This is a genomic window from Sphingomonas sp. SRS2 (assembly GCF_000971055.1).
Classification (GTDB): Bacteria; Pseudomonadota; Alphaproteobacteria; order Sphingomonadales; family Sphingomonadaceae; genus Rhizorhabdus.
The window spans coordinates 1-23,062 of sequence record NZ_LARW01000112.1 but is presented as its reverse complement, the minus strand read 5'-3'; the positions used below and the strand labels follow the sequence as shown (position 1 = coordinate 23,062).

31 protein-coding genes, 1 tRNA gene and 2 pseudogenes are annotated in these 23,062 nt (G+C 64.0%); 19 read left to right on the top strand and 15 right to left on the bottom strand.

Annotation, left to right across the window (positions count from 1 at the left end; genetic code table 11):
* Positions 1 to 78: 78 nt before the first annotated feature.
* The 7 genes from ccmC to WP12_RS17860 are packed head-to-tail and all read left to right on the top strand — an operon-like array spanning position 79 to position 4,872.
* The gene (ccmC, locus tag WP12_RS17885) at positions 79 to 795 is read left to right on the top strand and encodes a heme ABC transporter permease CcmC (protein ID WP_046195051.1); all 717 of its coding nucleotides are present in this window, start codon (positions 79 to 81) and stop codon (positions 793 to 795) included.
* Positions 792 to 923, top strand: coding sequence for a heme exporter protein CcmD (gene ccmD, locus WP12_RS24990; RefSeq protein WP_152664066.1), 132 nt, complete (start codon positions 792 to 794; stop codon positions 921 to 923). Before ccmC ends, ccmD begins: the two co-directional genes overlap by 4 nt.
* A 5-nt stretch (positions 924 to 928) precedes the next feature.
* Positions 929 to 1,390: a cytochrome c maturation protein CcmE gene (ccmE, locus tag WP12_RS17880; RefSeq protein ID WP_046195050.1), complete on the top strand. Its 462-nt coding sequence runs from the start codon at positions 929 to 931 to the stop codon at positions 1,388 to 1,390.
* On the top strand, positions 1,387 to 3,312 hold the full coding sequence (locus WP12_RS17875; protein ID WP_046195049.1) for a heme lyase CcmF/NrfE family subunit: 1,926 nt from the start codon (positions 1,387 to 1,389) through the stop codon (positions 3,310 to 3,312). Before ccmE ends, WP12_RS17875 begins: the two co-directional genes overlap by 4 nt.
* Positions 3,309 to 3,839 (top strand): DsbE family thiol:disulfide interchange protein, encoded by a 531-nt coding sequence (locus WP12_RS17870; RefSeq protein ID WP_046195048.1) that lies wholly within the window; start codon positions 3,309 to 3,311, stop codon positions 3,837 to 3,839. The genes WP12_RS17875 and WP12_RS17870 overlap by 4 nt, the downstream gene beginning before the upstream one ends.
* Complete coding sequence (locus tag WP12_RS17865) at positions 3,836 to 4,246, top strand: cytochrome c-type biogenesis protein (protein WP_046195047.1); 411 nt, start codon at positions 3,836 to 3,838, stop codon at positions 4,244 to 4,246. Before WP12_RS17870 ends, WP12_RS17865 begins: the two co-directional genes overlap by 4 nt.
* The gene (locus tag WP12_RS17860) at positions 4,246 to 4,872 is read left to right on the top strand and encodes a tetratricopeptide repeat protein (protein ID WP_046195046.1); all 627 of its coding nucleotides are present in this window, start codon (positions 4,246 to 4,248) and stop codon (positions 4,870 to 4,872) included. The genes WP12_RS17865 and WP12_RS17860 overlap by 1 nt, the downstream gene beginning before the upstream one ends.
* 156 nt (positions 4,873 to 5,028) lie before the next feature.
* Here WP12_RS17860 and ald read toward each other — a convergent pair whose 3' ends face one another.
* On the bottom strand, positions 5,029 to 6,126 hold the full coding sequence (gene ald, locus WP12_RS17855) for an alanine dehydrogenase (protein WP_046195045.1): 1,098 nt from the start codon (positions 6,124 to 6,126) through the stop codon (positions 5,029 to 5,031).
* A 135-nt stretch (positions 6,127 to 6,261) separates the two neighbouring features.
* On the opposite strand from ald, the gene WP12_RS17850 reads away from it, so the two are divergent.
* The 3 genes from WP12_RS17850 (at position 6,262) to WP12_RS17840 (ending at position 9,348) form a co-directional block, all read left to right on the top strand.
* Complete coding sequence (locus WP12_RS17850) at positions 6,262 to 6,702, top strand: Lrp/AsnC family transcriptional regulator (RefSeq protein ID WP_200894549.1); 441 nt, start codon at positions 6,262 to 6,264, stop codon at positions 6,700 to 6,702.
* 148 nt (positions 6,703 to 6,850) lie between these two features.
* A complete protein-coding gene (locus tag WP12_RS17845) occupies positions 6,851 to 8,797 on the top strand; it encodes a potassium transporter Kup (RefSeq protein WP_046195043.1) in 1,947 nt (648 codons plus the stop codon).
* 11 nt (positions 8,798 to 8,808) lie between these two features.
* Positions 8,809 to 9,348 (top strand): 2'-5' RNA ligase family protein, encoded by a 540-nt coding sequence (locus WP12_RS17840; protein WP_046195042.1) that lies wholly within the window; start codon positions 8,809 to 8,811, stop codon positions 9,346 to 9,348.
* On the opposite strand, the gene WP12_RS17835 is transcribed toward WP12_RS17840, so the two are convergent.
* Both WP12_RS17835 and WP12_RS17830 read right to left on the bottom strand, forming a co-directional pair.
* The gene (locus WP12_RS17835) at positions 9,317 to 9,724 is read right to left on the bottom strand and encodes a DUF3775 domain-containing protein (protein WP_046195041.1); all 408 of its coding nucleotides are present in this window, start codon (positions 9,722 to 9,724) and stop codon (positions 9,317 to 9,319) included. The two genes, WP12_RS17840 and WP12_RS17835, sit on opposite strands and share 32 nt — an antisense overlap.
* Positions 9,725 to 9,794: 70 nt before the next feature.
* Positions 9,795 to 11,024 (bottom strand): NAD(P)/FAD-dependent oxidoreductase, encoded by a 1,230-nt coding sequence (locus WP12_RS17830; RefSeq protein ID WP_046195040.1) that lies wholly within the window; start codon positions 11,022 to 11,024, stop codon positions 9,795 to 9,797.
* A gap of 125 nt (positions 11,025 to 11,149) precedes the next feature.
* Between WP12_RS17830 and WP12_RS17825 the strand changes: the two genes are divergently transcribed.
* Positions 11,150 to 11,226: transfer RNA gene (locus tag WP12_RS17825), tRNA-Met, on the top strand.
* A 127-nt stretch (positions 11,227 to 11,353) separates the two neighbouring features.
* The gene (locus WP12_RS25955) at positions 11,354 to 11,503 is read left to right on the top strand and encodes a hypothetical protein (protein WP_235399193.1); all 150 of its coding nucleotides are present in this window, start codon (positions 11,354 to 11,356) and stop codon (positions 11,501 to 11,503) included.
* Positions 11,504 to 11,541: 38 nt separating this feature from the next.
* Here the strand turns inward: WP12_RS25955 and WP12_RS25950 are convergent, their stop codons facing one another.
* From WP12_RS25950 to WP12_RS25370, 8 genes and pseudogenes are all read right to left on the bottom strand, one after another.
* A complete protein-coding gene (locus WP12_RS25950) occupies positions 11,542 to 11,688 on the bottom strand; it encodes a hypothetical protein (protein ID WP_235399192.1) in 147 nt (48 codons plus the stop codon).
* Positions 11,689 to 11,752: 64 nt separating this feature from the next.
* Positions 11,753 to 12,808 (bottom strand): annotated as a pseudogene (locus WP12_RS25945) (recombinase family protein); the annotation flags it as partial.
* Positions 12,774 to 12,929, bottom strand: coding sequence for a hypothetical protein (locus tag WP12_RS25380; protein WP_160299244.1), 156 nt, complete (start codon positions 12,927 to 12,929; stop codon positions 12,774 to 12,776). The pseudogene WP12_RS25945 and the gene WP12_RS25380, both read right to left, overlap by 35 nt.
* The gene (locus WP12_RS25375; RefSeq protein ID WP_160299243.1) at positions 12,926 to 13,099 is read right to left on the bottom strand and encodes a hypothetical protein; all 174 of its coding nucleotides are present in this window, start codon (positions 13,097 to 13,099) and stop codon (positions 12,926 to 12,928) included. The genes WP12_RS25380 and WP12_RS25375 overlap by 4 nt, the downstream gene beginning before the upstream one ends.
* Before the next feature lie 205 nt (positions 13,100 to 13,304).
* On the bottom strand, positions 13,305 to 13,547 hold the full coding sequence (locus tag WP12_RS17795; RefSeq protein WP_046195034.1) for a hypothetical protein: 243 nt from the start codon (positions 13,545 to 13,547) through the stop codon (positions 13,305 to 13,307).
* Complete coding sequence (locus tag WP12_RS17790) at positions 13,544 to 14,017, bottom strand: hypothetical protein (RefSeq protein WP_046195033.1); 474 nt, start codon at positions 14,015 to 14,017, stop codon at positions 13,544 to 13,546. Before WP12_RS17790 ends, WP12_RS17795 begins: the two co-directional genes overlap by 4 nt.
* On the bottom strand, positions 14,014 to 14,256 hold the full coding sequence (locus WP12_RS17785; protein WP_046195032.1) for a hypothetical protein: 243 nt from the start codon (positions 14,254 to 14,256) through the stop codon (positions 14,014 to 14,016). Before WP12_RS17785 ends, WP12_RS17790 begins: the two co-directional genes overlap by 4 nt.
* 76 nt (positions 14,257 to 14,332) lie before the next feature.
* Complete coding sequence (locus WP12_RS25370) at positions 14,333 to 14,497, bottom strand: hypothetical protein (RefSeq protein ID WP_160299242.1); 165 nt, start codon at positions 14,495 to 14,497, stop codon at positions 14,333 to 14,335.
* Between the two features lie 86 nt (positions 14,498 to 14,583).
* Here WP12_RS25370 and WP12_RS17780 point away from each other — a divergent pair, with 86 nt between their 5' ends.
* Positions 14,584 to 17,289: a hypothetical protein gene (locus tag WP12_RS17780; protein ID WP_046195031.1), complete on the top strand. Its 2,706-nt coding sequence runs from the start codon at positions 14,584 to 14,586 to the stop codon at positions 17,287 to 17,289.
* Here WP12_RS17780 and WP12_RS25365 read toward each other — a convergent pair whose 3' ends face one another.
* Positions 17,290 to 17,940, bottom strand: a complete 651-nt coding sequence (locus WP12_RS25365; protein WP_046195030.1) for an SGNH/GDSL hydrolase family protein — start codon at positions 17,938 to 17,940, stop codon at positions 17,290 to 17,292. It abuts the gene before it with no gap.
* A 139-nt stretch (positions 17,941 to 18,079) separates the two neighbouring features.
* On the opposite strand from WP12_RS25365, the gene WP12_RS25360 reads away from it, so the two are divergent.
* From WP12_RS25360 to WP12_RS17750, 5 genes are read left to right on the top strand one after another with little or no spacing between them, the layout of a single operon-like run.
* The gene (locus WP12_RS25360; protein ID WP_160299241.1) at positions 18,080 to 18,550 is read left to right on the top strand and encodes a hypothetical protein; all 471 of its coding nucleotides are present in this window, start codon (positions 18,080 to 18,082) and stop codon (positions 18,548 to 18,550) included.
* On the top strand, positions 18,547 to 19,221 hold the full coding sequence (locus WP12_RS17765; protein ID WP_052730480.1) for a glycoside hydrolase family 19 protein: 675 nt from the start codon (positions 18,547 to 18,549) through the stop codon (positions 19,219 to 19,221). The genes WP12_RS25360 and WP12_RS17765 overlap by 4 nt, the downstream gene beginning before the upstream one ends.
* The gene (locus WP12_RS17760) at positions 19,218 to 19,556 is read left to right on the top strand and encodes a hypothetical protein (RefSeq protein WP_152664064.1); all 339 of its coding nucleotides are present in this window, start codon (positions 19,218 to 19,220) and stop codon (positions 19,554 to 19,556) included. Before WP12_RS17765 ends, WP12_RS17760 begins: the two co-directional genes overlap by 4 nt.
* Positions 19,557 to 19,558: 2 nt before the next feature.
* Complete coding sequence (locus tag WP12_RS17755) at positions 19,559 to 19,939, top strand: hypothetical protein (RefSeq protein WP_046195027.1); 381 nt, start codon at positions 19,559 to 19,561, stop codon at positions 19,937 to 19,939.
* The gene (locus WP12_RS17750; protein WP_052730479.1) at positions 19,917 to 20,114 is read left to right on the top strand and encodes a hypothetical protein; all 198 of its coding nucleotides are present in this window, start codon (positions 19,917 to 19,919) and stop codon (positions 20,112 to 20,114) included. The genes WP12_RS17755 and WP12_RS17750 overlap by 23 nt, the downstream gene beginning before the upstream one ends.
* A gap of 26 nt (positions 20,115 to 20,140) precedes the next feature.
* On the opposite strand, the gene WP12_RS17745 is transcribed toward WP12_RS17750, so the two are convergent.
* Together WP12_RS17745 and WP12_RS17740 are read right to left on the bottom strand one after the other, a co-directional pair.
* Positions 20,141 to 20,674: a hypothetical protein gene (locus WP12_RS17745; RefSeq protein ID WP_046195026.1), complete on the bottom strand. Its 534-nt coding sequence runs from the start codon at positions 20,672 to 20,674 to the stop codon at positions 20,141 to 20,143.
* Between the two features lie 164 nt (positions 20,675 to 20,838).
* Complete coding sequence (locus WP12_RS17740) at positions 20,839 to 21,306, bottom strand: hypothetical protein (protein WP_046195025.1); 468 nt, start codon at positions 21,304 to 21,306, stop codon at positions 20,839 to 20,841.
* A 343-nt stretch (positions 21,307 to 21,649) separates the two neighbouring features.
* On the opposite strand from WP12_RS17740, the gene WP12_RS17735 reads away from it, so the two are divergent.
* Complete coding sequence (locus tag WP12_RS17735) at positions 21,650 to 22,495, top strand: DNA adenine methylase (RefSeq protein ID WP_046195024.1); 846 nt, start codon at positions 21,650 to 21,652, stop codon at positions 22,493 to 22,495.
* A 337-nt stretch (positions 22,496 to 22,832) separates the two neighbouring features.
* Here WP12_RS17735 and WP12_RS17730 read toward each other — a convergent pair.
* Positions 22,833 to 23,062, bottom strand: a pseudogene (locus WP12_RS17730) (PQQ-binding-like beta-propeller repeat protein); the annotation flags it as partial.

The following is a 23,062-nucleotide window of genomic DNA, read 5'->3' as shown; positions in this document are numbered from 1 at the left end:
CCCGAAGGCGCGCGTCGACAAGCCCTTAGTTACGCCTGCACTTTCCAGCCGCCTCAAGCTGTTCTATGGCGTCCGCCCGTGCACATCTTTGCCAATCCCGCCCGCTTCCTTTCCATCGCGCGCCCGCTAACCTCCTGGTTCGGCTGGATCGGCGCGGTGATGATCGTCGTCGCGCTTGGCGCGGGGCTTTTCATTACGCCACCCGACTATCTGCAGGGTGAAAGCGTGCGGATCATGTACGTCCATGTGCCAGCGGCATGGCTGGGCATGGCGGGCTGGTCGGGGATCGCGGTTTCCAGCCTCATGCAACTGATCTGGCGGCATCCGCTCGCGTCGGTCGCGGCAAGGGCGATCGCGGTGCCCGGGGCGCTGTTCGCGGCGATCTGCCTGGTGACGGGCTCGCTATGGGGGCGGCCGACCTGGGGCACCTATTGGGAATGGGACGGACGGCTCACCTCGATGCTCGTGCTGTTCTTCCTCTATCTCGCCTATATCGCGCTGTCCTCGGCAGGCGCCGAGCGCGGCAGCAACGATCGCATTTCGGCGATCTTCGGCGTCGTCGGCGCGTTCAACATCCCGATCATCCATTATTCGGTCGAATGGTGGCGCACGCTCCATCAGGGGCAGAGCATCGGCCTTGGCGGATCGAAGATCGATCCCTCGCTGCTGTGGCCGCTGCTCGTGTCGACGCTCGGCTTTTCGCTGCTGTTCGGCGCGATCGTGCTGATGCGGATGCGCGCCCTGCTGGCCCAGGCCAAGGTCGAGGCGCGGCTCAAGAGGATGACCGCCGAATGAACCACTGGCCCTTCATCGCCGCCGCCTATGCGATCACGATCGCGGGAACCCTCGGCGTGGTTTTCGCCAGCTTCGCCAGCATGCGACGCGCCGAACGCCAGGCCGATTCGCTGACCCGACGGGACTGAAAGCAATGAAAGCGAAGAACCAGCGGCTGATCCTGGCCTTGCTTGCGGTCGTCGCGATCATCGGCGCGGCGCTGCTCGCCATGTCGGCGCTCAAGGACGAGGCGGCCTATTTCTATACGCCTGCCGACGCGAAGAAGGACCATGTCGAGGTCGGCCGCGCTGTCCGGCTGGGCGGGATGGTCCAGAAGGGATCGATCGATCGCCAGCCCGATGGCATCACCATCCACTTTGTCGTGACCGACAATGTAGAGACGGTGCCGGTGCGCTTCACCGGTATCGTGCCCGATCTGTTCAAGGAGGATTCGGGGGTGGTCGCCGAAGGCAGCTTCCAGGCCGACGGCAGCTTCCTCGCCACCAATATCCTCGCCAAGCATGACGAGCGCTACATGCCGCCGCAGGTCGCGGGCGAGATGCACAAGACCGATAGCCTTGAGCCCGAAAGCGGCCAGACAAAGGGACAGAAATGATCGCTGAGGCAGGATTGGCCGCATTATGGCTGGCCGCGGCCCTCGCGGCGCTGCAGCTTGTGCTGGGCGCGATGGGCGTTGCCAGCCACCGCCCCGACCTGCTTGGCGCGGTCCGCCCTGTTGCGGTCGTTCAGGCGGCGCTGAGCGGTATCGCCTTCCTGCTGCTGATCTACCTGTTCATGACGGTCGACCTGTCGGTGAAGCTGGTCGCCGCGAACAATGCGTCGACCAAGCCCTGGCTCTACAAATTCGCCGGCACCTGGGGAAACCACGAAGGCTCGATGCTGATGTGGGTGACGATCCTCGCGCTGGCGGGCGGCGCTGTCGCACTGTTCGAGCGGCGGCTGAACGAGCGCACCCTGATCGCGACGCTGGCGGCACAGGCGGCGATCGGCCTCGGCTTTTACGCTTTCCTGCTGTTCGCCTCCAACCCCTTCGCCCGGCTCAATCCCGCGCCGGCGGAAGGGCAGGGGCTCAACCCGTTGCTTCAGGATCCCGGCCTCGCCTTCCATCCGCCGACGCTGTATCTCGGCTATGTCGGCCTGTCGGTCGCCTTCTCCTTCGCGGTAGGTGCGCTGATCACCCGCGATGTCGGCGCGGCCTTTGCGCGCGCTATGCGGCCCTGGGTGCTGGCGGCCTGGATATTGCTCACCATCGGCATTACCGCGGGTAGCTACTGGGCCTATTATGAACTCGGCTGGGGCGGCTGGTGGTTCTGGGATCCGGTCGAGAACGCGTCGCTGATGCCGTGGCTTGCCGCAACGGCGCTGCTCCATTCGGTGACGGTGCTCGCCACCCGCGAGGGACTTCGCGCCTGGACGGTGATGCTCGCAGTGGTCGCCTTTTCGATGTCGATGGTCGGCACCTTTCTCGTTCGATCGGGTATCCTGACCAGCGTGCACGCCTTCGCGGTCGATCCCGAGCGCGGCAGCTTCATCCTCGCGCTCCTCACCATCTATATCGGCGGCGCGCTGGCGCTATTCGGCCTTCGCGTCGGCACCGTGCGCGAGGGGTCGCGCTTCGACGCGGTCAGCCGCGAGGGCTCGCTCGTCATAAACAACCTGCTGCTGTCGGCGATCCTCGGCATCGTCCTTGTCGGCACGCTCTACCCGCTGATGGCCGAAGCCGTGACCGGCGAGAAACTGTCGGTCGGTCCGCCCTATTTCAACAGCGCGGCGGGGCCGCTCGCGCTGATGCTCGTCGTCGTCATGGCGGCCGGGCCGATCATGCGCTGGCGGCGGGACGACCTGAAGGCTACTTTGACGCGGCTCGCGCTGCCGGTGCTGCTGTCGGCGCTTGCGCTGCTGCTGGTGATCCTGCTCGCGCCCGGTATCGCTATCCTGCCGCTGCTCGGACTGGTCGTGGCCAGCGGCGTCGCCCTCGCCAGCCTCGCCCCGCTGTGGAAGCGCAACCTGCGCCGCACCCCGCTCTATATCTACGGCATGGTGGTGGCGCATCTCGGCATCGCCGTCGCCCTCGCCGGCATGGCCTCCGAACGCGCCTTCAACAAGGAAACGCTGGTCGCGGCGCGGATCGGCGAACTGCACAGCGTCGGCCCCTACACGATCAGGCTCACCGATGTGGAGCCGGTCGCGGGGCCCAATTTCACGGCAATCCGTGCGACGGTCATCGCCCAGCGCGGCGAGCGCAAGCCGTTCACCTTGCACCCGGAAACCCGCAATTTCCCGTCGCCGCAGACCGAGACCAACGAAGCGGCGATCACGACCGTGCTTGACGGGCAGCTCTATGTCGTCGTCGGCAAGTCCGACGATGAGGGGCGCTGGCAGCTCCGGCTATGGTGGAAGCCGTTCGTCACGCTGATCTGGCTAGGCGGTCTGCTCGTCGCATTGGGCGGGCTGCTGTCGCTGATCGGCCGGGTTCGCCGCGACATGCGTCATGCGCCGTTACGGGACGAAGCATGAAGAAGCTGCTGATCTGGCTCCCGCTCGGGCTGTTCATTCTCTTCCTGATCGTGTTCGCCGGCGGGCTGATCCGGCCGGAGAGCAAGACGATCCCGTCGAAGATGGTCGGCAAGCCGATGCCCGCCTTCGCGCTGGCGCCCGCTTTGCCGGGGAAGCCGGGGGTTAGCAGCGCGGCCCTCGCCAACGGGCAGCCGCATCTCGTCAACGTCTTCGCCAGCTGGTGCGTACCCTGCATCACCGAAGCGCCGCAGCTCGATCAGCTCGCCCAGGCCGGGGTGCCGATCCTCGGCATCGCCATCCGCGATCGGCCAGAGGATCTTGCGCGCTTCCTGCAGCGGCACGGCGATCCCTATCGCGCGATCGGCAGCGACGCGAACAGCAACGTGCAGATCGCCCTCGGCTCGGCGGGTCTCCCCGAGACCTTCATCGTCGATGGCAAGGGCATCATCCGCAAACAGCATATCGGCGCGATCAATCCCGAGGATGTGCCGGGCATCATGTCGGCGTTGGGAGAGGCGGCCAAATGAGGACCCTTCTCGTGGCGCTGCTGCTGGCGGTTTCGGCTCCTGTCCTCGCGGATTCGCTGATGCCGGCGGCGAAATACGCCAATGAGCAACTGCCCGACCGGGCGCAGGAGGCCCGGGCCAAGGCGCTGATGGAAACGATCCGCTGCCTGGTATGCCAGGGCCAGTCGATCGCCGATTCCGACGCCGAGATGGCCGGAGACATGCGCGCGCTGATCCGCACCCGGATTGAGGCGGGCGAGAAGCCTGAGGCGATCCGGCGGTGGCTGATTGACCGCTATGGCGACTGGGTGAGTTACAAGCCGCCGCTCGACGGGCTGACCTGGCCGCTCTACGCGCTGCCGGTGGTCTTTCTTGCCTTCGGGTTGTGGATCGTTAGCAGGCGACTCAAGCGCCGGAGGAAAATCTGATGGGCTGGCTGATTTTCCTGGTGCTCGCGGCGATCGTCGCGGGCGTGCTGTGGCGCTTCGGCAACCTGCCCAAGGGCGGGCTCGAACTGGTCGGGGCGGCCCTGTTCCTGGGAATCGCCGGCTATGCGTGGCAGGGGAGCCCGAACCTGCCGGGCAAGCCGACGCCGCCGCCCGAGGCGGTAAAGATGCCTGACAGCGCCTTCGCGGTCCAGGAGCGGAAGATGCTCAGCAAGGTCGGCGGCGACGCCGACGTGCTACGGGGCGCCGAAGGCATGCAGAGCCAGGGTCTCAATCTCTATGCGATCGCGCTGATCAAGAACGGTCTGGAGAAACGGCCGCGGAGCCCCGACCTCTGGGTCGGGTTGGGCAATGCGCTGGTGATCCACGATGGCGGGCTGATGTCGCCGGCAGCACAACTTGCCTTTCAGCGGGCCGAGGCGATCTCGCCCGACCATCCGGGTCCACCCTTCTTCATGGGGCTGGCCTATGCCCAGGCCGGCCAGCTCGATCGCGCCGAAAGCGTCTGGCGCGCGCTGCTCGACCGCAGCCCGGCGGATGCGTCCTGGCGGCCGGAGCTCGAGCAACGCCTGATCGAAATCGAGCAAATGAAGCAGCAGGCGCGCTGACGGACCTCGATTCCGGCCGGCACGCCGAATGTTTCGGCATGGCGGATGACACCTCAGATCGAAAGTCGGGAGAGGGCGTCGCGCGGAGGGGAATCCGCGCGATATGCCATTGGGCGTCGCCCTCTCCCATCTCCGCCCCCCGGGGGGGGGGGGAGATCAGCGGGCGAAAGGCAGGTTGAGGGCCTCCGCCACAGCTTCATGACGGATATGACCGCCTGAAACATTGAGGCCCGCCGCAAGATGCGGATCGGCCGCCATCGCCTGCTCCGCGCCCAGATTGGCAAGCTTCAGCACGAAAGGCAGCGTCGCATTGTTGAGTGCGAAGGCCGAGGTGCGGGCGACCGCGCCGGGCATGTTCGCGACACAATAATGGATCACGCCATCGACCTCGAACACGGGATCGCTGTGGGTGGTGGCATGGCTCGTCTCGAAGCAGCCGCCCTGGTCGATCGCGATGTCGACCAGCACCGAGCCGCGCTTCATCGTCTTGAGCATGTCGCGGGTGACGAGCTTGGGTGCGGCGGCGCCCGGCACCAGCACCGCGCCGATCACCAGGTGCGCGCCGGCGACTGCGGAGGCGATCGCAGTCTTGGAGGCATAAACCGTCTTGATCTGGCTGCCGAAGAACATGTCGAGCTCGGCGAGACGATCGTTGCTGATGTCGTAGATAGTGACGTCAGCACGCATGCCGACCGCCATCTGCGCGGCATTGACGCCGGCAACACCGCCACCGAGGATGGCTACCTTCGCGGGCGCCACGCCCGGCACGCCGCCGAGCAGCACACCACGGCCGCCCTGTTCCTTCTCCAGATAGTGCGCGCCGACCTGGATCGACATGCGGCCAGCGACTTCGGACATCGGCTTGAGCAGCGGCAGCGCGCCCGAGCGCGACGTGACCGTCTCATAGGCGATGCAGGTGGCGCCCGACTTCATCAGCCCTTCGGCCTGCGGCTTGTCGGCGGCGAGATGGAGATAGGTGAACAGCGTGTGGCGCGGTTCGAGCAGGGCGATCTCGGACGGCTGGGGCTCCTTGACCTTCACGATCATGTCGCTGCCCGCGAACACCGCGGGGGCGTCGGCGACGATCGACGCGCCGACGTCCTTGTAATCCTGATCCTCGAAGTCGATGCCGAGGCCCGCGCCGGTCTGCACGATCACCGCATGACCCGCCGCGACCAGCTCCGCCACCGAAGCCGGGGTGAGGCCGACACGATATTCGTGATTCTTGATTTCCTTGGGAACGCCGATCCGCATCGCTTGTCTCCTGAAGACGGTGATTGCCAATCTTAACGCCGTTGCACCGGGAAAGGGTTGCGAAGTGGGATCGTCACCGCGATACGGACGCATTGATAGTGCAATTCTTGGCAAAAATACGGGAAGATATCTTTGGTGGATCGCATAGACAGCAAAATAATCGCGATATTGGCGCATGATTCAGGACTGACGAGCGAGGAGCTTGGCCGGCGGGTCGGGTTGTCGCCATCCGCCGCGCATCGCCGGGTCAAGGCGATGGAAGGCTCCGGGCTGATCCGCGGCTATCGTGCGCGCCTGTCTGCCGCGGCGCGCGGTAATCCTTCGACGGTATTCGTTCAGGTGACCCTGGTCGATCAGCGTCAGGCGACGATGATGGCGTTCGAACGCGCGCTCGAACGCACCGCGCAGATCAGCGAAGCCTATCTGATGAGCGGCGACTCCGATTATCTGATCAAGGTGCTGGTCCGATCCGACGACAGTTACGAGCGGGTCCATCGCGAAATATTGTCGGCGCTGCCCGGGGTTCATCGCCTCGTCACCCAGTTCACCATCCGCACGCTGGCAACCGAAGATTAGGGGTGTGCCGGGCATTCGCTCTTCCCAGCGTCCCGCCCTCTTGTTGCTACCCTGTGGAACAAATGCTAATTGCCCGCCGCTATGCGCCTGATGGGGGGACCAGAGGCGCAGGGAATGGGCATTATTTTGCTATGAAGTCCACCATCGCATGACGAGCGACAAGGCCGCTGCGAATGGCGGGGCCCCGGCGTCCCCTGGGGCACATGGTGCGTCCGGTGGGCACAGCCAGGGCGGCTTTCCCGCTCTGGTCGTTGGCGCGATCGGCGTCGTCTTCGGCGACATCGGCACCAGCCCGCTCTACGCCTTTCGCGAGACCTTTGCGGGCCACCACCCGCTGCCGCCCGACGAGCTCCACATTCTCGGCGTCCTCAGCCTGATCTTCTGGTCGATGATGCTGGTGGTGACGTTCAAATATGTCATGATCATCATGCGTGCCGACAATAAGGGCGAGGGCGGAAGCCTGGCGCTTCTCGCGCTGATCAACCGCCAGTCGGAAGGGCGCAAGTGGAGCAAGGGCATCGTCCTGCTCGGCGTATTCGCCACCGCGCTTTTCTACGGCGACAGCATGATCACCCCGGCGATTTCGGTGCTGTCGGCGGTCGAGGGACTGACCACGGTCGAGGCAGGCTTCGAAGGCTGGGTGCTGCCGATCGCGGTCGGCATCCTGATCGGCCTGTTCATGATCCAGTCGCGCGGCACGGCGAAGGTCGGGCGGCTGTTCGGGCCGATCATGCTCGTCTACTTCACCGTGCTGGCGGTGCTTGGCGTGTGGCATATCCTCGGCAACCCGCATGTCCTGATCGCGCTCAACCCCTGGTATGCCGTGCGCTTCTTCATGGAAGAGGGCTACTTCGCCTTCCTCGCCATGGGCTCGGTGGTACTGGCAGTGACGGGGGCGGAGGCGCTCTATGCCGATATGGGGCATTTCGGGCGCAAGCCGATCGGGGTGTCGTGGCTGGTCTTCGTGCTGCCCGCGCTGATGCTCAACTATCTGGGGCAGGGGGCGATGATCCTGTCGCAGGACATGGCGACCGCGCTCCAGACGATCCACAATCCCTTCTTCCTGCTCGCCCCTGAAATGCTGCGCCTGCCGCTCGTCATCCTGGCGACGATGGCGACGGTGATCGCCAGCCAGGCGGTGATTACCGGGGCTTTCTCCGTTACCCAGCAGGCGATCCAGCTCGGTTTCATCCCCCGCCTGCGCATCACCCACACCAGCGCCGGTTCGATCGGCCAGATCTATATCCCGGCGATGAACTGGGGGCTGATGGTGATGGTGATCCTGCTGGTCATCTCCTTCCGCACCTCGTCGAACCTCGCCGCCGCCTATGGCATCGCGGTGACAGGTGCGATGGCGATCGACACCTGCCTGATCGCGGTGGTGCTGGTCTATCTGTGGGGCTGGAAGAAATGGGTGGCGGCGCCGCTGATCGCAGTCTTCGCGCTGGTCGACCTCGCCTATTTCGGCGCGAACCTGACAAAGGTGCCCGATGGCGGCTGGTTCCCGCTGCTGATCGGCTTCATCGCCTTCACCATGCTGACCACCTGGGCGCGGGGCCGCGCGCTGATGATCAACCGGTTGCGCGAGGCGGCGATGCCGGTGAAGGTGTTCGTCCAATCGGCGGTGAGTTCGGCGGTGCGGGTGCCCGGCACCGCGGTGTTCATGACATCGCAGGCGCAGGGCGTGCCGCATGCGCTGCTCCATAACCTCAAACACAACAAAGTGTTGCACGAGCGAGTAATCCTGCTGACCGTGCGGATAGCCGACGTGCCCTATGTCATCACTGGAAAGCGGACCGAGTTCACCGATCTCGGCCAGGGATTTTACCGCATGGTGATCAACTATGGCTTCATGGAAGATCCCGACGTGCCCGCCGAGCTGGCGCAGACCAAGAGCTGCGGCGCCGACTTCAAGATGATGGACACCAGTTTCTTCCTCGCGCGGCAGACGCTGCTGCCATCGGAGAAGCCCGGCATGGCGATCTGGCGCGAGAAGCTGTTCGCCTGGATGCTCCGCAACGCCGAAAGCGCGATGGAGTTCTTCAAGCTGCCGACCAACCGTGTGGTCGAGCTGGGCAGCCAGGTCGAGATTTAGGTCAAGGCGCGGTGCCCGGTTCGGTCAACGCCCCCATCATCGTCACCGCCTTGCTCGGCTCGGAAGACTTCGCCTGGGCAGATGCGCTGCGCCGCGCGCATTTCCCGGCAGAGCGAAACCAGCTCCCGGCACATCTGACCTTGTTCCACCATCTGCCGCCTTCGGCGCTGGACGCGCTCAAGCGGCTGCTAATCGCCGAAGCGCGAATGGCGATGCCGCCCGCAGCCCGGATCACGCGGCTGATCTCCTTGGGGCAGGGGGTGGCGCTGGGGGTGGAAAGTCCCGGCCTCATGGCGATCCGCACGCAGATCGCCGAGGCGATGCAGGGCTTGCTAACGCCGCAGGACCAGGCAGCGTGTCGACCGCACATAACCATCCAGAACAAGGTCGCCCCCGGCGAAGCCCGTGCGCTGCTGAACGCGCTGCGCCAGGATTTCCGTCCACGTGCCATCACCCTGATCGGGTTCGGCGCCTATTGGTATCGCGGCGGACCGTGGGAGACTATCGCGGAGTACAGGTTCAGTCGATCTGGCCGATCGCGTCGCAGCTGAGATCGAAGGCGGTCAGCCCGGCGTCGAGATAGCCGGCCAGCATCGGCATATCGAGCAGCTGGTCGACGACCGAGTCGCTGTCCTCTTCATTCGCCGTCTCGAGCGCCTCATCCCATTCGCTGGCGTCGAAGGTGCCGCGCCCGACCATCGCCAGCGCGAGTATTTCGGCGGCCTCGTCTTCGGGCAGGTCCTCCAGCAAGGTGCGGACCTCGTCCACCACCACCTCATTGGCCTCATCCTCGAGAACCGCCAGCGGATCGTCGCTGTCGGTGGGATCGCCCTCATCGTCATTCTCGATCGCAGGCACCTGCGCTTCAAGTTCGCGCGCACGCACGATCAACCGGCAAACCGTTTCCAGTGAAACCGTCAATTCCATGTCTCGATCCTCGTCCCCAGCGCCATGTCCCGGCTCCCCAACGTGGAGGCCAAGCCACGGTTCCCGAGCATCAGGCTGGGAGCAGGCTCTTCAGCGTAATCTCCGGATCGGCGAGGCTGGCCTTGTCGGGCGAGAGCCCGCCGACGACCAGCGCCTTGCCCTGGACATAGTCCTTGACCGCGTTGACGCAGTCGAGCGCGAGCACCTTGCCGTTCTTAAGGTAGACCACCGAGAAACTGCGCGTGGCGGGGTCGCCGCGCAGGATCGTCTCGTCGAAGCCGAGGTTGAAGCCGACCGTCTGCAGCCGCAGATCATATTGGTTAGACCAGAACCACGGCACGGCATGATAGGGTTCGGAGGCGCCGACAATGTCCTTGGCGGCGGTGCTCGCCTGATCATTGGCGTTCTGCACCGATTCGAGCCGGATGCGCGCGCCATCTGCGAAGTTGTTGGCGTGCATCGCGCAGTCGCCGATCGCGTAGATGTCGGCCAGGCTGGTGCGGCAATATTGGTCGACGTCGACGCCGTTGCCCCCGGCCGCCCCGGCCGCGATCAACGGCTCGACCGCAGGGACGATGCCGATGCCGACGATCACCATTTCGGCGGGGATCACCGAACCGTCGTCCATGCGGACGCCAGTCACCTTGCGGCCGTCACCGACGATGCAATCGACCCGTGCGCCCAACTGGACATCGACGCCATGGGCGCGGTGTTCGGCCTCGTAGAAGCGCGACAGCGCCTCGCCGGCGACGCGCGCAAGGACGCGATCGAGCGCTTCCAGCACCGTGACCTTCTTGCCGAACTTGGACAGCACCGCCGCTGCTTCGAGGCCGATATAGCCGCCGCCGATCACGACGACGTTGGTGGTGCCCTCCATCTCGCCCAGCATGCGATCGGCATCCTCACGGGTGCGCACGCCATGGACGCCGCCCAGGTCGTTGCCCGAGCAGGTCAGGCGGCGTGGTGAGCCGCCGGTCGCCCAGATCATCTTGCCATAGCCGATCGTCGAGCCGTCGCTCAGCGTGACCTCATGCTTGCCGGGGTCGACCGCGGTGACGCGGCGGCTGAGCAGCATCTCGATATTGCGTTCGGCCCAGAAGCTGGCCGGGCGGATCAGGATGCGGTCGAACGTCTTCTCGCCGGAGAAATACTCCTTGGACAGCGGCGGGCGCTCATAGGGCAGTTCGGCCTCGTCGCCGACGACCGCGATGGAGCCTTCGAACTTGTTCTGCCGGAGCGCGACCGCGGCCTGCGCGCCGCCATGGCCAGCTCCCACGATGAGCACGTCATACTGCGCCAATTTCGAATCTCCCCTTGGGATATACTTCTCGGAAGCGCTCTCTAATGGGCCGTGCGCATATGTCCAGTTGACCGGGAACAAAGCCCCGCTTATAGGCCCGCTCCACCGCTTAACCTGCGGTCTTTGGCGGAGTAGCTCAGCTGGTTAGAGCACGGGAATCATAATCCTGGGGTCGGGGGTTCAAGTCCCTCCTCCGCTACCATCAGAAACATCCCTGCCGTTTCGGTGGTCGGTTTCTTGCCCATGGCGAGGCCAATCAGGTTAGCCAGGCGGCCTTCCAGATCGACAAGAAATCCGGTGCCGTCGGGCTCCGGCGTCAAGGTGATCGAGTGGATCAGGCTGCGGACCGCGGGGATCGCGTCGATTCGGGCGGCGTCGCCGCCGTTGAGCGCCGCGCCCAGCTTCTCGACATTGCGCCGATAGTCGCCCGCGACGTTGGGGTGGAGGGCGATCACCGGCAGGGCGTCGATTTCCTGTAGCTGCGCTTCAAGGCGCTGACGTTCATCTTTTGCGCTTTTCAGTGCTTCCACGACTTCCTCGACATCAGCGCCCCGGCCGATTGCATCGACAAGCCGATCGACGCGGCCCTGGGTGTCGCGCAGCTTGCGCCGAAGTCGATCGGCCTCGGACGCTTGCTGGGCGCGCTGCCGGGCGTGCTGCTCATGATATTCCTTCACATAGGCGCTCACCAGCTCGGGGGCGAGCAGGCGCTGTTGCAGGCCATGCAGGACGCGCGCTTCAAGCTGGTCGTTGTGAATCGTCCGGCGGCCGATCGTGCAATTCCCACTGGATCGCACCTCCCCGCATCCCCAGCGGTCGGGCTTGGTGATGATGAACGCACCCCCGCATACCCCGCAGGTGCATAGCCCCGACAGCATCCGCTTCGGCCGACGCTGCAGCCGATAGTTCCACCCTTCGGTACCAGCGCGGCGCGCTTGCACCGCGTCCCAGTCGGCCTGGTCGACGATGCGCAGTTCGGGCACGGGCTGACGCTGCCACTTGTCGCGAGGCTGGACCTTGGGCACGCGGCGTCGGCTCACGGGATCGCGGACCATCATCGTGCGACCATAGACGAGTACGCCGACGTAGATTTCGTTCTGGAGGATGCCGTTGCCGCGCACCCGATCGCCGTTGATCATCGTCGACCGCCACACCCGGCCGGTCGGTGAGGGTATTCCCTCGGCATTGAGCCGTGTAGCAATGGCGAGCGCAGACTGCCCGGCGAGGAACTCGCGGTAGATTCGCCGGATAATCTCTGCCTGTTCGGGCTCGATCTCGCGCAGGCCCAGTTCGGGATCACCCCGGTCGTTGAGCCTCACGACCTTGCGATAACCATAGCAGATATTGCCGGGGATGCGTCCCGCGGCGACGCGGCCGGCTTGCCCGCGCCGGATCTTATTCGCCTGATCCTTCCGGAACAGGGCGTCCATCGTCCCCTTCATGCCGATATGTAGTTCGTTCACCTCGCCATCGGCGACGGTGAAGACTCGAGCGCCGTGAAAGCGGATGGTCTCGAAGATGGTGGCGCTGTCCGCCTGATGTCGTGCGATGCGGTCGAGCGCCTCGGCCATGACCTGATCTATCCCGCCGGCGGCGACGCGCGCGAGCATGGCGTTGAGACCCGGCCGCTCGCGAACGGCGCCGCTTATCGCATAATCGGTGTAGACGTCGACGACTTCCCAGCCCTCGCGCAGGGAGCGTTCCCTGCACAGCCGGATCTGATCGTCGATCGAGCGAGCGTCCTGAAGGTTACTGCTGTAACGGGCGTAGATGACGGTCTTCATCGGGCCTTCCCTGCGCCGGGTGATTCTGCCGTGCCCGCGCGGCGGCAATGTCCCGCGCGACGGCATCGCGCGCAAGCGCCTTGACGATCGTCATCAAAACAGGATCGACCGCTTCGTTCATAGCGGCAGATCGAAATGCTTGGCGTAGCGGGTTACATAGTCGACCATCGGCATGCGGCCCGCCGCCTTGTCCTCGGCCGCCCACTTGGCGATCAGACGCTGCGATACCGCTCGCGAGGACTTGCCGGTTTCCCTTGCGGCGTCGTCTCCGGCCGTGCCGCTGCGGGTCATCCGGTCGGCCATGGCATAGGGGAGCAGCTGACGACCCCTTATCCGAAGGCGCTGCTGGAACGCCGTGCGGTGGGCGGGCGAGCAAAAGAGCTGTCCGCGCTGTGCGCCAGTCAGAGGCGCAAGGCATTCCGCGCACCGGCAAGCACTGCCAGCGGGGGGCTGTGCCGCGCTATGGGGCGTTTTAGCGGGGGCGTGGGCCACGGCCTTACGCCTCGATCCCTTTCTGAACCGCGTTCAGCAAATCATTGTCGGCGGTGGAGAGGGCATCGGCGCGATCGTTCACCGCTTCCAGCGCCAGGCGCAGGGCGTCGGCGAGCGGATATACCATGTCGTAATTGCGCGCGTTGTCGATCGGTCCGCCTTGGCGAGCATATTCAATGAGAGCGCCGACGGCGTCTGTGCCGGCGCTAGCGGCGGCGAGGGCCTTGATCTGTGCCTGCTCGCTCATGCGGCCGCCTTCGAGACCAGCTTCTCGGCCTTACGATCGGCCTCGAGCATGGCCTGCAGGCCGTCGTAGCGGAGGCTGAGCGCCATGCTCAGCGCGTAGCTGGCGCTGCCGGGATATTGGGCGTGCCACCATCGCATGGCGACGAGCGCGGCGAGCTGGCCCTGACGGACCCGATCGTCTGGCCTGTGCCGCAAGCGGCGCTCGGCGGTGTCGATCGACGTCGCGAGTTCCTCGAGAAGCTGATCGCGGGTAACGCGGATGTGGGAAGGGCGAGGCATCAGGCCGTTGGTCGCGCAACGCCAGATCTCGGCGATCGCGCGCAGCACATAGAGGCGGCGCTTGGCCGTCGCGGCATCGAGCGCGCTTTCGTCGACCAGCTTGGGATAGGCGATCTGCCGATCGCGCAGCATCGCCTCCGCCAGGCTGGCGAACTCCGGCCGGAAGCTGTCGGTATAAGGCGGTTGGCTCATAGCCCGCCCTCGAGCTGCGCTATGGCCTCGGCGATCTCACGATAGGGTGAGACGCGCAGATAGGGCTTCGCGGCCGGCGTTTCGAGCAAGCCCCGGCACGCTTCGAGCAGCGACGGTACCATGGCGGCGCGGAGGGCGGCGCCTGCGATCACGCGCGAAGAACCGCCTTCGTGATGGTAGCGCTGGCACGCCGCCTGAAAATCGGGGTCGTAGGTCACGCGGTCGAGGAGCTTGTTCATTGGAGCGTTCCTTGCGGAGCCCAAGTCCCGCCAGCAGGGCGCTATCAGCCATGCCGGCGGGAGCGGACGTTGGGGATCAGGCAGCGGCGGCCTCGGCGGCGAGGACGCGGGCGTGGCGCATCGCGCGGGGCCAGAAGGGCAGGTTGCGGGCCGCGCCGCCGTTGAACGGCTTGGCGAGGCGAAGCTGGGGCTCGCGGCGCATCAGGCCGCCCAGTTCCTTTGCGAAGGCCGTCTTGCTCACGCGGGCGCGCGGCCGGATGCCAGCGGCTTCAGCGTGGGCGTGATAATCAAGATAGAGATCGGCCTCGGGCGTCCAATCCTGCGGCCGTGGCGCCTGATACGCGCGTCTACGCGACCCGCGCCGCGCTCTATTCGGACCTAGCGCCCGACGACGATCTGTTCGCGCTCGTGGCTTTCGATAGCGATCCGCTAAAGAACGGTCTCTATCAAAAAAACGGCGCCACCGGCACGGGCAGCTGGACGGGGCCTGACGATCTGTTCGTATCGGCTGCAGAGTCGGCTGCCACGGCGCTGACCGACCCGCTGAATGCTGACCTTACTGCCTGGCGTGGCAAGGTGAATGGATGGCCGGATCCATACTTTCGCTGGCTGCCGATCGGTACGGGGCTGTTCAATGAGCGCCTGGCCTGGTGGGAAGGTAACGGTCTCGGCAACTATACGGTTCTCTCTTATGTCGCGAACTCACGCTACCATGGGCGCGCCCTTCGAAAGTCGGGCACATCGTCGGTAGGGCCGCGGATTTGGCTCGATGATATGGGCTGGCAAGCTGGTGATACGATCAGCGTTTCGGCGCTCTGCAAAGAAGGTGCGATCAGCGGTAGCACGGCTCGCCTCCTCGGACGGTTCTACACGGCCGACGGGAGCCCCCTGGGGTCGCAGATACAAGGCGTCGATGATGCCGCCTCGAACAGCCCGCTGGCGATGACAGCGACACCGCAGCGAATTACGGTGACTGGTACCATCCCGGCCGACGCCGGCTTCTTATGGATCATCCCGGCGACTGGAGTATCGGGCAAGGATTTCGATATGGTCGCGTTGTGGGCGGCGAAGGCGAGCTTTGCCGGCTCGCCGAAAACGCCGCCGCCGGCCGACGAACATCGGCTGATCGATGTCGAGGCCCAGCTCGCCGCGACGGTTCGGAAGAATGACGCCCGCCAGATCCGCAATGCCTATGTGCCGAGCACAGTGTGGGAGAGCGTGCTGGGCGCGGCCGAGACGGTCGGAAACAGCAGCTATAACCACAACGTACTCGGCGGCTACGAGGAGATCGTCGAGGACACCCTCTTCAACGCGCTCCTCTGGCGGGTCTGGGCCGCGAACGGCACGACCGATGTCGAATGGAAGCTGTTCATCCGCAGCGACACGACCGCTTTCAATCCGAGCGTCGAAACACCCGTGGCCAGCGGGACGGTCGCGGCCGGCGACTTCCCGACTGCGGATCAGCTTTATACGCTCGATGTCGGCGATCCCATTTTCGCGCAGGATGGTGATTTCGTCTTCGTGCTGTTCCGGCCGGTCGATAACAGCAGCATGCACGTGAAGCGCTGGCTGTACGATGCCGACGTGACGCCAGCCCGTCACAAGTTTGTGATCGGCACCGTCGATGGCTGGAATCAGACGATCGCCTTTTCGTCGCCTGCTGCCGGCTTCGGTCAGACCGCCTTCCGCCTCGATCTCCGTGCGCCTGCCGATCAAGCGGTGGCGGATCTGGCCGAAACGGTCGACCAGATCCAGGAGCAGCTTCCATCGTCCGAAATCGTCCTACCGCCGACCGTCTATGGCGTTCAGGGCCGCGAAATGAATGTCTATCTCGACAACCTGCACCTCGGAAAAGCCTCCGATTACGAGCATGACGTTGAGTGTTCGGCGGCGCAGGCCGGCAAGCAGCAGAATGAGCGATGGACGCTGATCCCGACCGGGGCAATCGCCACGGGTGACCTATCGATCGGCGTGCATGACCGGCAGAGCGGGACAGAGCTGGCGGTCGCGACCACCGCCGTTCGCGTCGCCGCATCCTCGGCGGGCAGCGGCGCAACGCAAAAACTCCTCGTGATCGGCGATAGCCTCGTCCAGGACGGGACCATCACACAGACCCTGCTCGACATCGCCGGCAGCGACGTGATGAACATCGAGATGCTCGGCACGCGCGGCACAGCGCCGAACCTGCACGAAGGGCGCGGCGGATGGCGGGTCGTCGATTACGCCACGGCGGGCCGCACCTATTACGCCTTTGATGTTTCTGGCGTAGTCGTCGAGCCGGTCGCCGGCGCGACCGAATACACGCATAATAGCGCGACCTTCCGCGTCGAGGAACTCGACCTCACCGACGCCGCTGGGACGATCACATGCTCGCTCGTCAGCGGCAGCGCGCCACTCAGCAGCGGAACGCTGACCAAGAGCAACGGCGCGGCGGGCGACGCAACGATCGCCTTCAGCGCGCGGACGGCCGTATCAGGCAATCCGTTCTGGTTCGGCGGAGAACTGGACTTCGCCGAATATCTCAGCCTCAACGCGATTGACACGCCGGATGTGGTCGCAATCGCCCTCGGCATCAACGATGTCGGCGGCGAGACCGGCAACGACACCTCCATTTCGGACCTTGCCGACACCCAACTGGATAATCTCGACCTCCTGATCGCGAACATCCATGCGGCCGACGCAGGGATCAAGGTGGCGATCGCTCTGCCATCGCCGCCGTCGATTGATCAGGATGCCTTCGGGGCCAACTATGGGCTCGCGATTCGACGCTGGCGGAGCAAGCGCAACATCATGATCTGGTCGCGCCAGGCGATCGAGCGCTATGCCGGCAGCGCGGGCGACAATATTTATATCCTGCCGTCGAATACCGCGCTCGACACGATGAACAATATGAGCCGAGCGGCGGCCGTGGCGGTCAACAGCCGCAACTCCGCAACGACTATCGCGCGCCAGTCGAACGCGCTCCACCCGGCGACAAGCGGCTATCAGCAGATCGCCGACGCATGGTGGGCGTTTCTGAAGGTGAAAGCCTGATCAAAGCGCAGAGCAGAATGGTTCGATGCGCTTCTGCCACATCTGATGTCCGGCGGCGTTGAGATGTAATCCATCGGTGGTCAACCCACGGACGTTTGCTGGCGGCGCAATATAATGAACGCTTCGGCGACGAGCTTCCTCACGGATAAATCGGTTCGTGGTCGCGATACGCGCCGGATCCACAATCGTTATCTTGTCTGTCTCGACAGGGAGAATGGCAGATAGTGCGTAAAGACTTGCGCCGGTGCTGTCCAAAAGCGCGTGGTAGCGAGATCGAAAGAGTTCATCCGAGATCGTGCGAAATCCACCTACGTCGTTCACGCCAATGGCGACAATAGCTCTAGAAGGCTTCGCAATTGGAACGACAAAGCGGGCGACAATTGAAGCCCGCAGCGCGCCTATGCCTCCGACACTCACATTGAGTGACCGCGATGCGCAGGCGGGCGGTAGTCCAGATTGCAGTGCGATGCTGTCGCCCAAGATCAAAACACCGCCCTGCTTTGTAGCGATGGTGTCGGAAATGATTTCCGTGAAGCGACCCAGTGCCGAGATGTGGAACATGCTGAAGGCCAAGGCTGCCAGCGGAATAATGCTCAGCGCGCCCGTGACCATAACGACGGTGGCCAGTCTGGAAATCCTGAACATTTGCATTGGCGGGGCATAGCGAAGGTAGCGTTTAGATGAAAGCAAGCGAACGGCTGCAAGCGGCGCGAAAGTAGAGCCGCAGTAGAGTTGTTCCTCCCGTTTTCTGCCCGCCTTGCGCGGGTTTTTTTGTGCCTGGAGATCATCAATGCTGACAGCTGCTCTTATGCCTTCGGTTCCGGTGTGGGGGATTGTCCTCTCGGCCCTGATCACGGCGGTCGGCAGCGGCGGCATCGGTGTTCTGATCACCAAATATTGGGAACACCAACGGAGAAAGCGGGCGCAGACCGACAATGTCCTGCTCGAGCTGGTCAACAAGCAGGGCCGGCAGCTGAAGGCGATCCGGCGCGAGCAGCGGGTCGAAAGGCATCTGTGCGAGGCGCGCCTGGCAGCGCAGAGGCACAAGGTGGTCAACCTCGACAGTGCGTTCGAGGGCGTCCTCATGCTGTTCAAGGCCGCACCCGAAAAGGTGCCGGAACTCATCCCCGAAATCGTCGCGCAGCGGCAGGCGCATCGGGAGACCGAGGCCGCCGAAGCGGCGGCCGTAATGAAGGCGTCCCTCGAGGCGGCGGTGAAGGCGGCCGAGTTCGACGAATCCGACGATGGAGAAGATGAATGATCGACTGGAAAAGCGTACAGGCTCGCCTGAGCCTCGCCGCCGACGGCATTGCCGGGCGCAACACCTATGCCGGGCTGCTGCGCCTGGTGGGGCCGAATGCCAAAGCGGAGACAATCGACGAGCTTGCGCGGGCGTGCATCGTCCATCTGCCAGCGTTCGACATAACGACGCCGGCGAGGCTCGCGAACCTAATCGCGCAATGCGCCAATGAGACCGGCGGCTTCACGACTTTCACGGAAAATTTAAACTACCGCGCCGAGCGTCTGGTGGCGATCTGGCCGCGCCATTTCAGTCCGGCCGTCGCCGCGCTGTGCGTGGGCAAGCCGGTCGAGATCGCATCCAGAGCCTATGGCGGGCGCATGGGGAACGCGCCCTGGCCGAGCACGGACGGCTATGATTTTCGCGGGCGGGGTATGCTGCAGCTGACCGGGCGGGACAATTACGCCGCCGCCGATCGCCGCCTTGGCATCGGCTTGGCTTATCATCCCGACATGGCGGCGCAGCCGGCGATCTCACTGCTCATCGCCTGCGACTTCTGGCGCGCAGGCGAGGTTAACGCGGCGTGCGACCGTGGCGACCTGCGCGAGGCCCGCCGAATCACGAACGGTGGCGCGATCGGCCTCGACCATGTTCTCGATCTGCACGCGGAGCTTATGAAGGTGCTGGCATGAGGTTGGAGGAAGACCCCTGCCATCGCCGGGACAAGCTGGGGCTGTTCATCCTTGCGGGCCTTGTCGTGCTCGTCCTTGGCGCGATCGTCATCGGCACGTTCAGGACGGGCGGCGTGCCCGACAAGGGCGATGTGCTGCTGGGCGGCATCGCAACGGGTTTGATACTTTTCCTCCGCGATCTCGTCGCCGCCGTGCGCGCCGGGTGGGAAGAGGTGACACGAGGCAAAACCAACGAGCAGCTCGCAAAGGGTTCGCCTTCGGCTTCGAGCGATGACCCGATGCCGGTTCGCGTCGAGAATGCGCCGACAGACCCTATTCCCGTCAAAGGATCCTGACCATGATTACCGCTCTCACGGCGCTGGCTATGCGCGCCGGGCTTTCCAAACGTGCCGCCAGTGTCGTTGGCTATGCAGCCCTCATAGGTGCGCTCGTCGCGCTGCTGTCCGTCGCCAAGTGCGCCTATGATCGCGGCGTCATCGATGAGCATGAGGCGAAGCGCGAGGCCGCCATCGCCCCTGTGATCCGCCAGGCCGACGCCAGCGCGGCGGATACCCGCATTTCCGACCAGAAGAGGAACCAAGCCGATGAAAATGCCGAACGCGCGGCTGTCGCCCCGCTCCCTGATGCTCGCCTGTCTGATCGTCAGCGCCAGCGCGCTTGCGCCATCCTGCAGCGGCAGGCCCGAGAGCGCGGGCGTGAAAGCCCCGCCGGCTGCTGACCTGATCGTCGAGGCAGAGCCGCAGCTTGACGCGGGCGCGGTGGCCAACGACAGCGCCGCGGCGCTTGACGCCTATGATATCGAACATGCCTCCTGGGGCCGGCGTGGCTGGGATCAAGTTGCGAGGCTTTGCCGATGGTTCAGGGATGCAGGTGCGCCGACACCCGATTGCTGACCTTTCCCGATATCAACGATCGAAGTTTAGATAAGGCAGAGGTTGTAATTGGTGACGCGCAGCACCTTGATGGTTACGTTAACAATCAAATGGACCTCGTCCGGACGCGCTGTGGTGGGGCAGAGCAGCCTGTCAGTATCGACATTCAGGCGTGAAACTAGGGTGTCGCTTTCCATCAGGCAGTGCGTCAAGCCTTCCGGCACCTCTATTTTGCTAGCTTCTTCGGGCGATGGTACACGGAGGGCGTCGAGGAGAACCTTGATGCGGTTGTCGATGTCGCCACCTTGGGAGATTAAGTCGCCGGGATCTTGCTGGCGCAGGAAGAGAATGTCCAACTCGCAATTTAGATGCAGGTTGCTCCGGACGATCGGCATGTAGTTCCGGCCTGCGACATCGATGTGGGTAAGCAAATCGACAATCCCATATCGCGGGAATTCGGCTGCAATCTGACGTTGTGAGAGAGGCCCCGTATCTCGCGACATGGTTAAGCGAGCACCTTGTGGGTGCAAGGCGCCGTCCTTGTGAAGTTCACGCATTGCCGCATGCGTTTCCCACAGCATCTGGAGTTGCGGGCTAAGTGCCCGACGGATCTCGCCAGCATTTGCAGGTTTAGGCCGATTGCCGCCCGCCTTGAGAGGCCCGCTATAGACTAGGTGAAAGCGCATGGACGTACGTTAAGGCGTAAATCCTCCCCCGTCCAACAGACCGTCTGCCGCGAACATACTCACCCGCGCGCTTGCCTGATCAGGCGCCGCCGTTCCCCATCGTTCGCAATGGCCCAGGCATTCGGATCAACGCCCAGCGGCGCGGGATCGTCCCTGACAACATTGCCGGTCAACAGCGCGCCGATATAAGCCCGTGCGGCTTCAACTCGGCGCTTTCGCTCATAGTCCTGGTATATCCAGCGGTCAGCCTGCGCCTCTGTCCATAGCGGCCGATATACGCCGCTCTGATAATGGAAGGCGTTCCACCCTTCGCACCCGGGGGTCAACTTGCAGCGGAACCGCTTATTGATCAGTGAGAAGTTCTCACCCTTCATCGCGATGATCGCGTCGAGGTCGACCGACCGCCATTGCTTGCAGATGTCGCAGTTGACGCTCACCCCAAAGTCGTCCGGCTTCGCATCCCGGACCAGCTTCATCTCGCTGACCCAGTGGGTCCATTCCGGAAAGTGGGAAATGCCGCGCGCCATGAGAACGCAAAGAGAACATAAGCGTCGATTCGGTCAATGGGATTCCCCGAAACAGGCACCAGAAATTACGGGAATAGTGGGCGAAAAGTTTTCACTTGCCCCGTAAGTCGTTGAAATCACATGCCGGGAACGAAGGGTGAAATCTGCAAACTTTGGCGGATTTCTGCGGACTGACGGCGGATTTGCAGTCCTCTGAATAGAATACCCTCGCCCGGTGAGGCGGGGGCCGGAGCGCGCCAACGCTCCGAGCCGGTGGATAGCACCCACCATGTCCCCAAGCGGCCGCCTGAGTCGCATCCCGCCATCCGGCACCGGACGGCGGAACGAATATGGAACATCGGACATGGAGTCGAGTCTGCTTTTCGACGATTTCGTATCATCCACGCACCCTGCGGCCGGGTATATTGGCGGCAAGCGCAGACTGGCGCGCCCAATCACGCGGACGATCGATCGTATCCCCCATCATACCTATGCCGAGGCCTTCGTCGGGATGGGTGGAATATTCCTGCGTCGCAGTCGGAGGGCATCCGCCGAGGTCATCAATGACTGGTCAGAGGATGTGTCGACCTTCTTCCGGATCCTCCAGCGGCACTATGTCGCGTTCCTCGACATGCTCCGCTTCCAGCTTACCACACGGGCGGGCTTCGAGCGCCTCATGCGGATAGATCCTTCCACACAGACGGACCTCGAGCGCGCCGCGCGCTTCCTCTATCTTCAACGCCTTGCCTTCGGCGGCAAGGTCGCTGGGCGAAGTTTCGGCGTCAGCCCAGGCGAACCGGGCGCCTTCGATGTCACGAAGCTGGGACCGCTGCTCGAGTCGATCCACGAACGTCTCGCCGGTGTGGTCATCGAGCGACTGCCCTGGCGCGACTTCATCGAGCGATATGATCGAGCCGAAACCCTCTTCTATCTCGACCCGCCATATTATGGCTCGGAGGGGGATTATGGACGCGAGCTGTTCGATCGCGCGCAGTTTCCAGTTATGGCAGAGGCGCTCCGGGGAATCCGCGGCACGTTCCTGCTCAGCATAAACGATCATTCGGAAATCCGACGCATCTTCGACGGCTTCGCGATGGCGGAGTTGAGCCTGATCTATTCGATCGGCGGGGGGGGGAATGAGGTGGAGGCGCGCGAGTTGGTGATCAGCAACCTCCCGCCGGACCGGCTCGTTGAGCTATTTCCGGGCTAAATGGACGCGCGGACCAAGGGATGTTTCTGGCCAACACGCTCCTCCGCTACCATTGTGATCAAAAATAACGATAAATGTTACTGGTTACCGCTCTACCCTAGTGCCTTGAGGCACTATTAAGCTTCGCTTATTCGTTATAAATTTGACCTCGTTGAGTTTACGTCGCGAAACCGAGGGGTATTCCCACTCGGCTTGCCGCCCGCGTCCTGCCGGGTCTCAGTCGGTCGGAAGTGATGTTCATCGACCGCATTGCGCAGCTCGTCACCCGGCGGTCTGGCCCGGTCAGGACAACAAAGAAATACAGCGGAGATAGCTGGCCTGGGAAGGCGCCCTGATTTCACTCGGGCAGTGCATAGGCAATCAGCGCGTCGCCGATCGGCGTCTCCATGAAATGATGGCCGCCCGCCATGATCACGAGATATTGCTTGCCGTTGACCTCGTAAACCGCCGGGGTCGCCTGCCCGCCTGCGGGCAGCGTGTCCTTCCAAACTGTCTTGCCGGTGCGCAGATCGATCGCACGAATCAGATTGTCAGTCGCTGCAGCTATGAAGATGAGCCCGCCGGCCG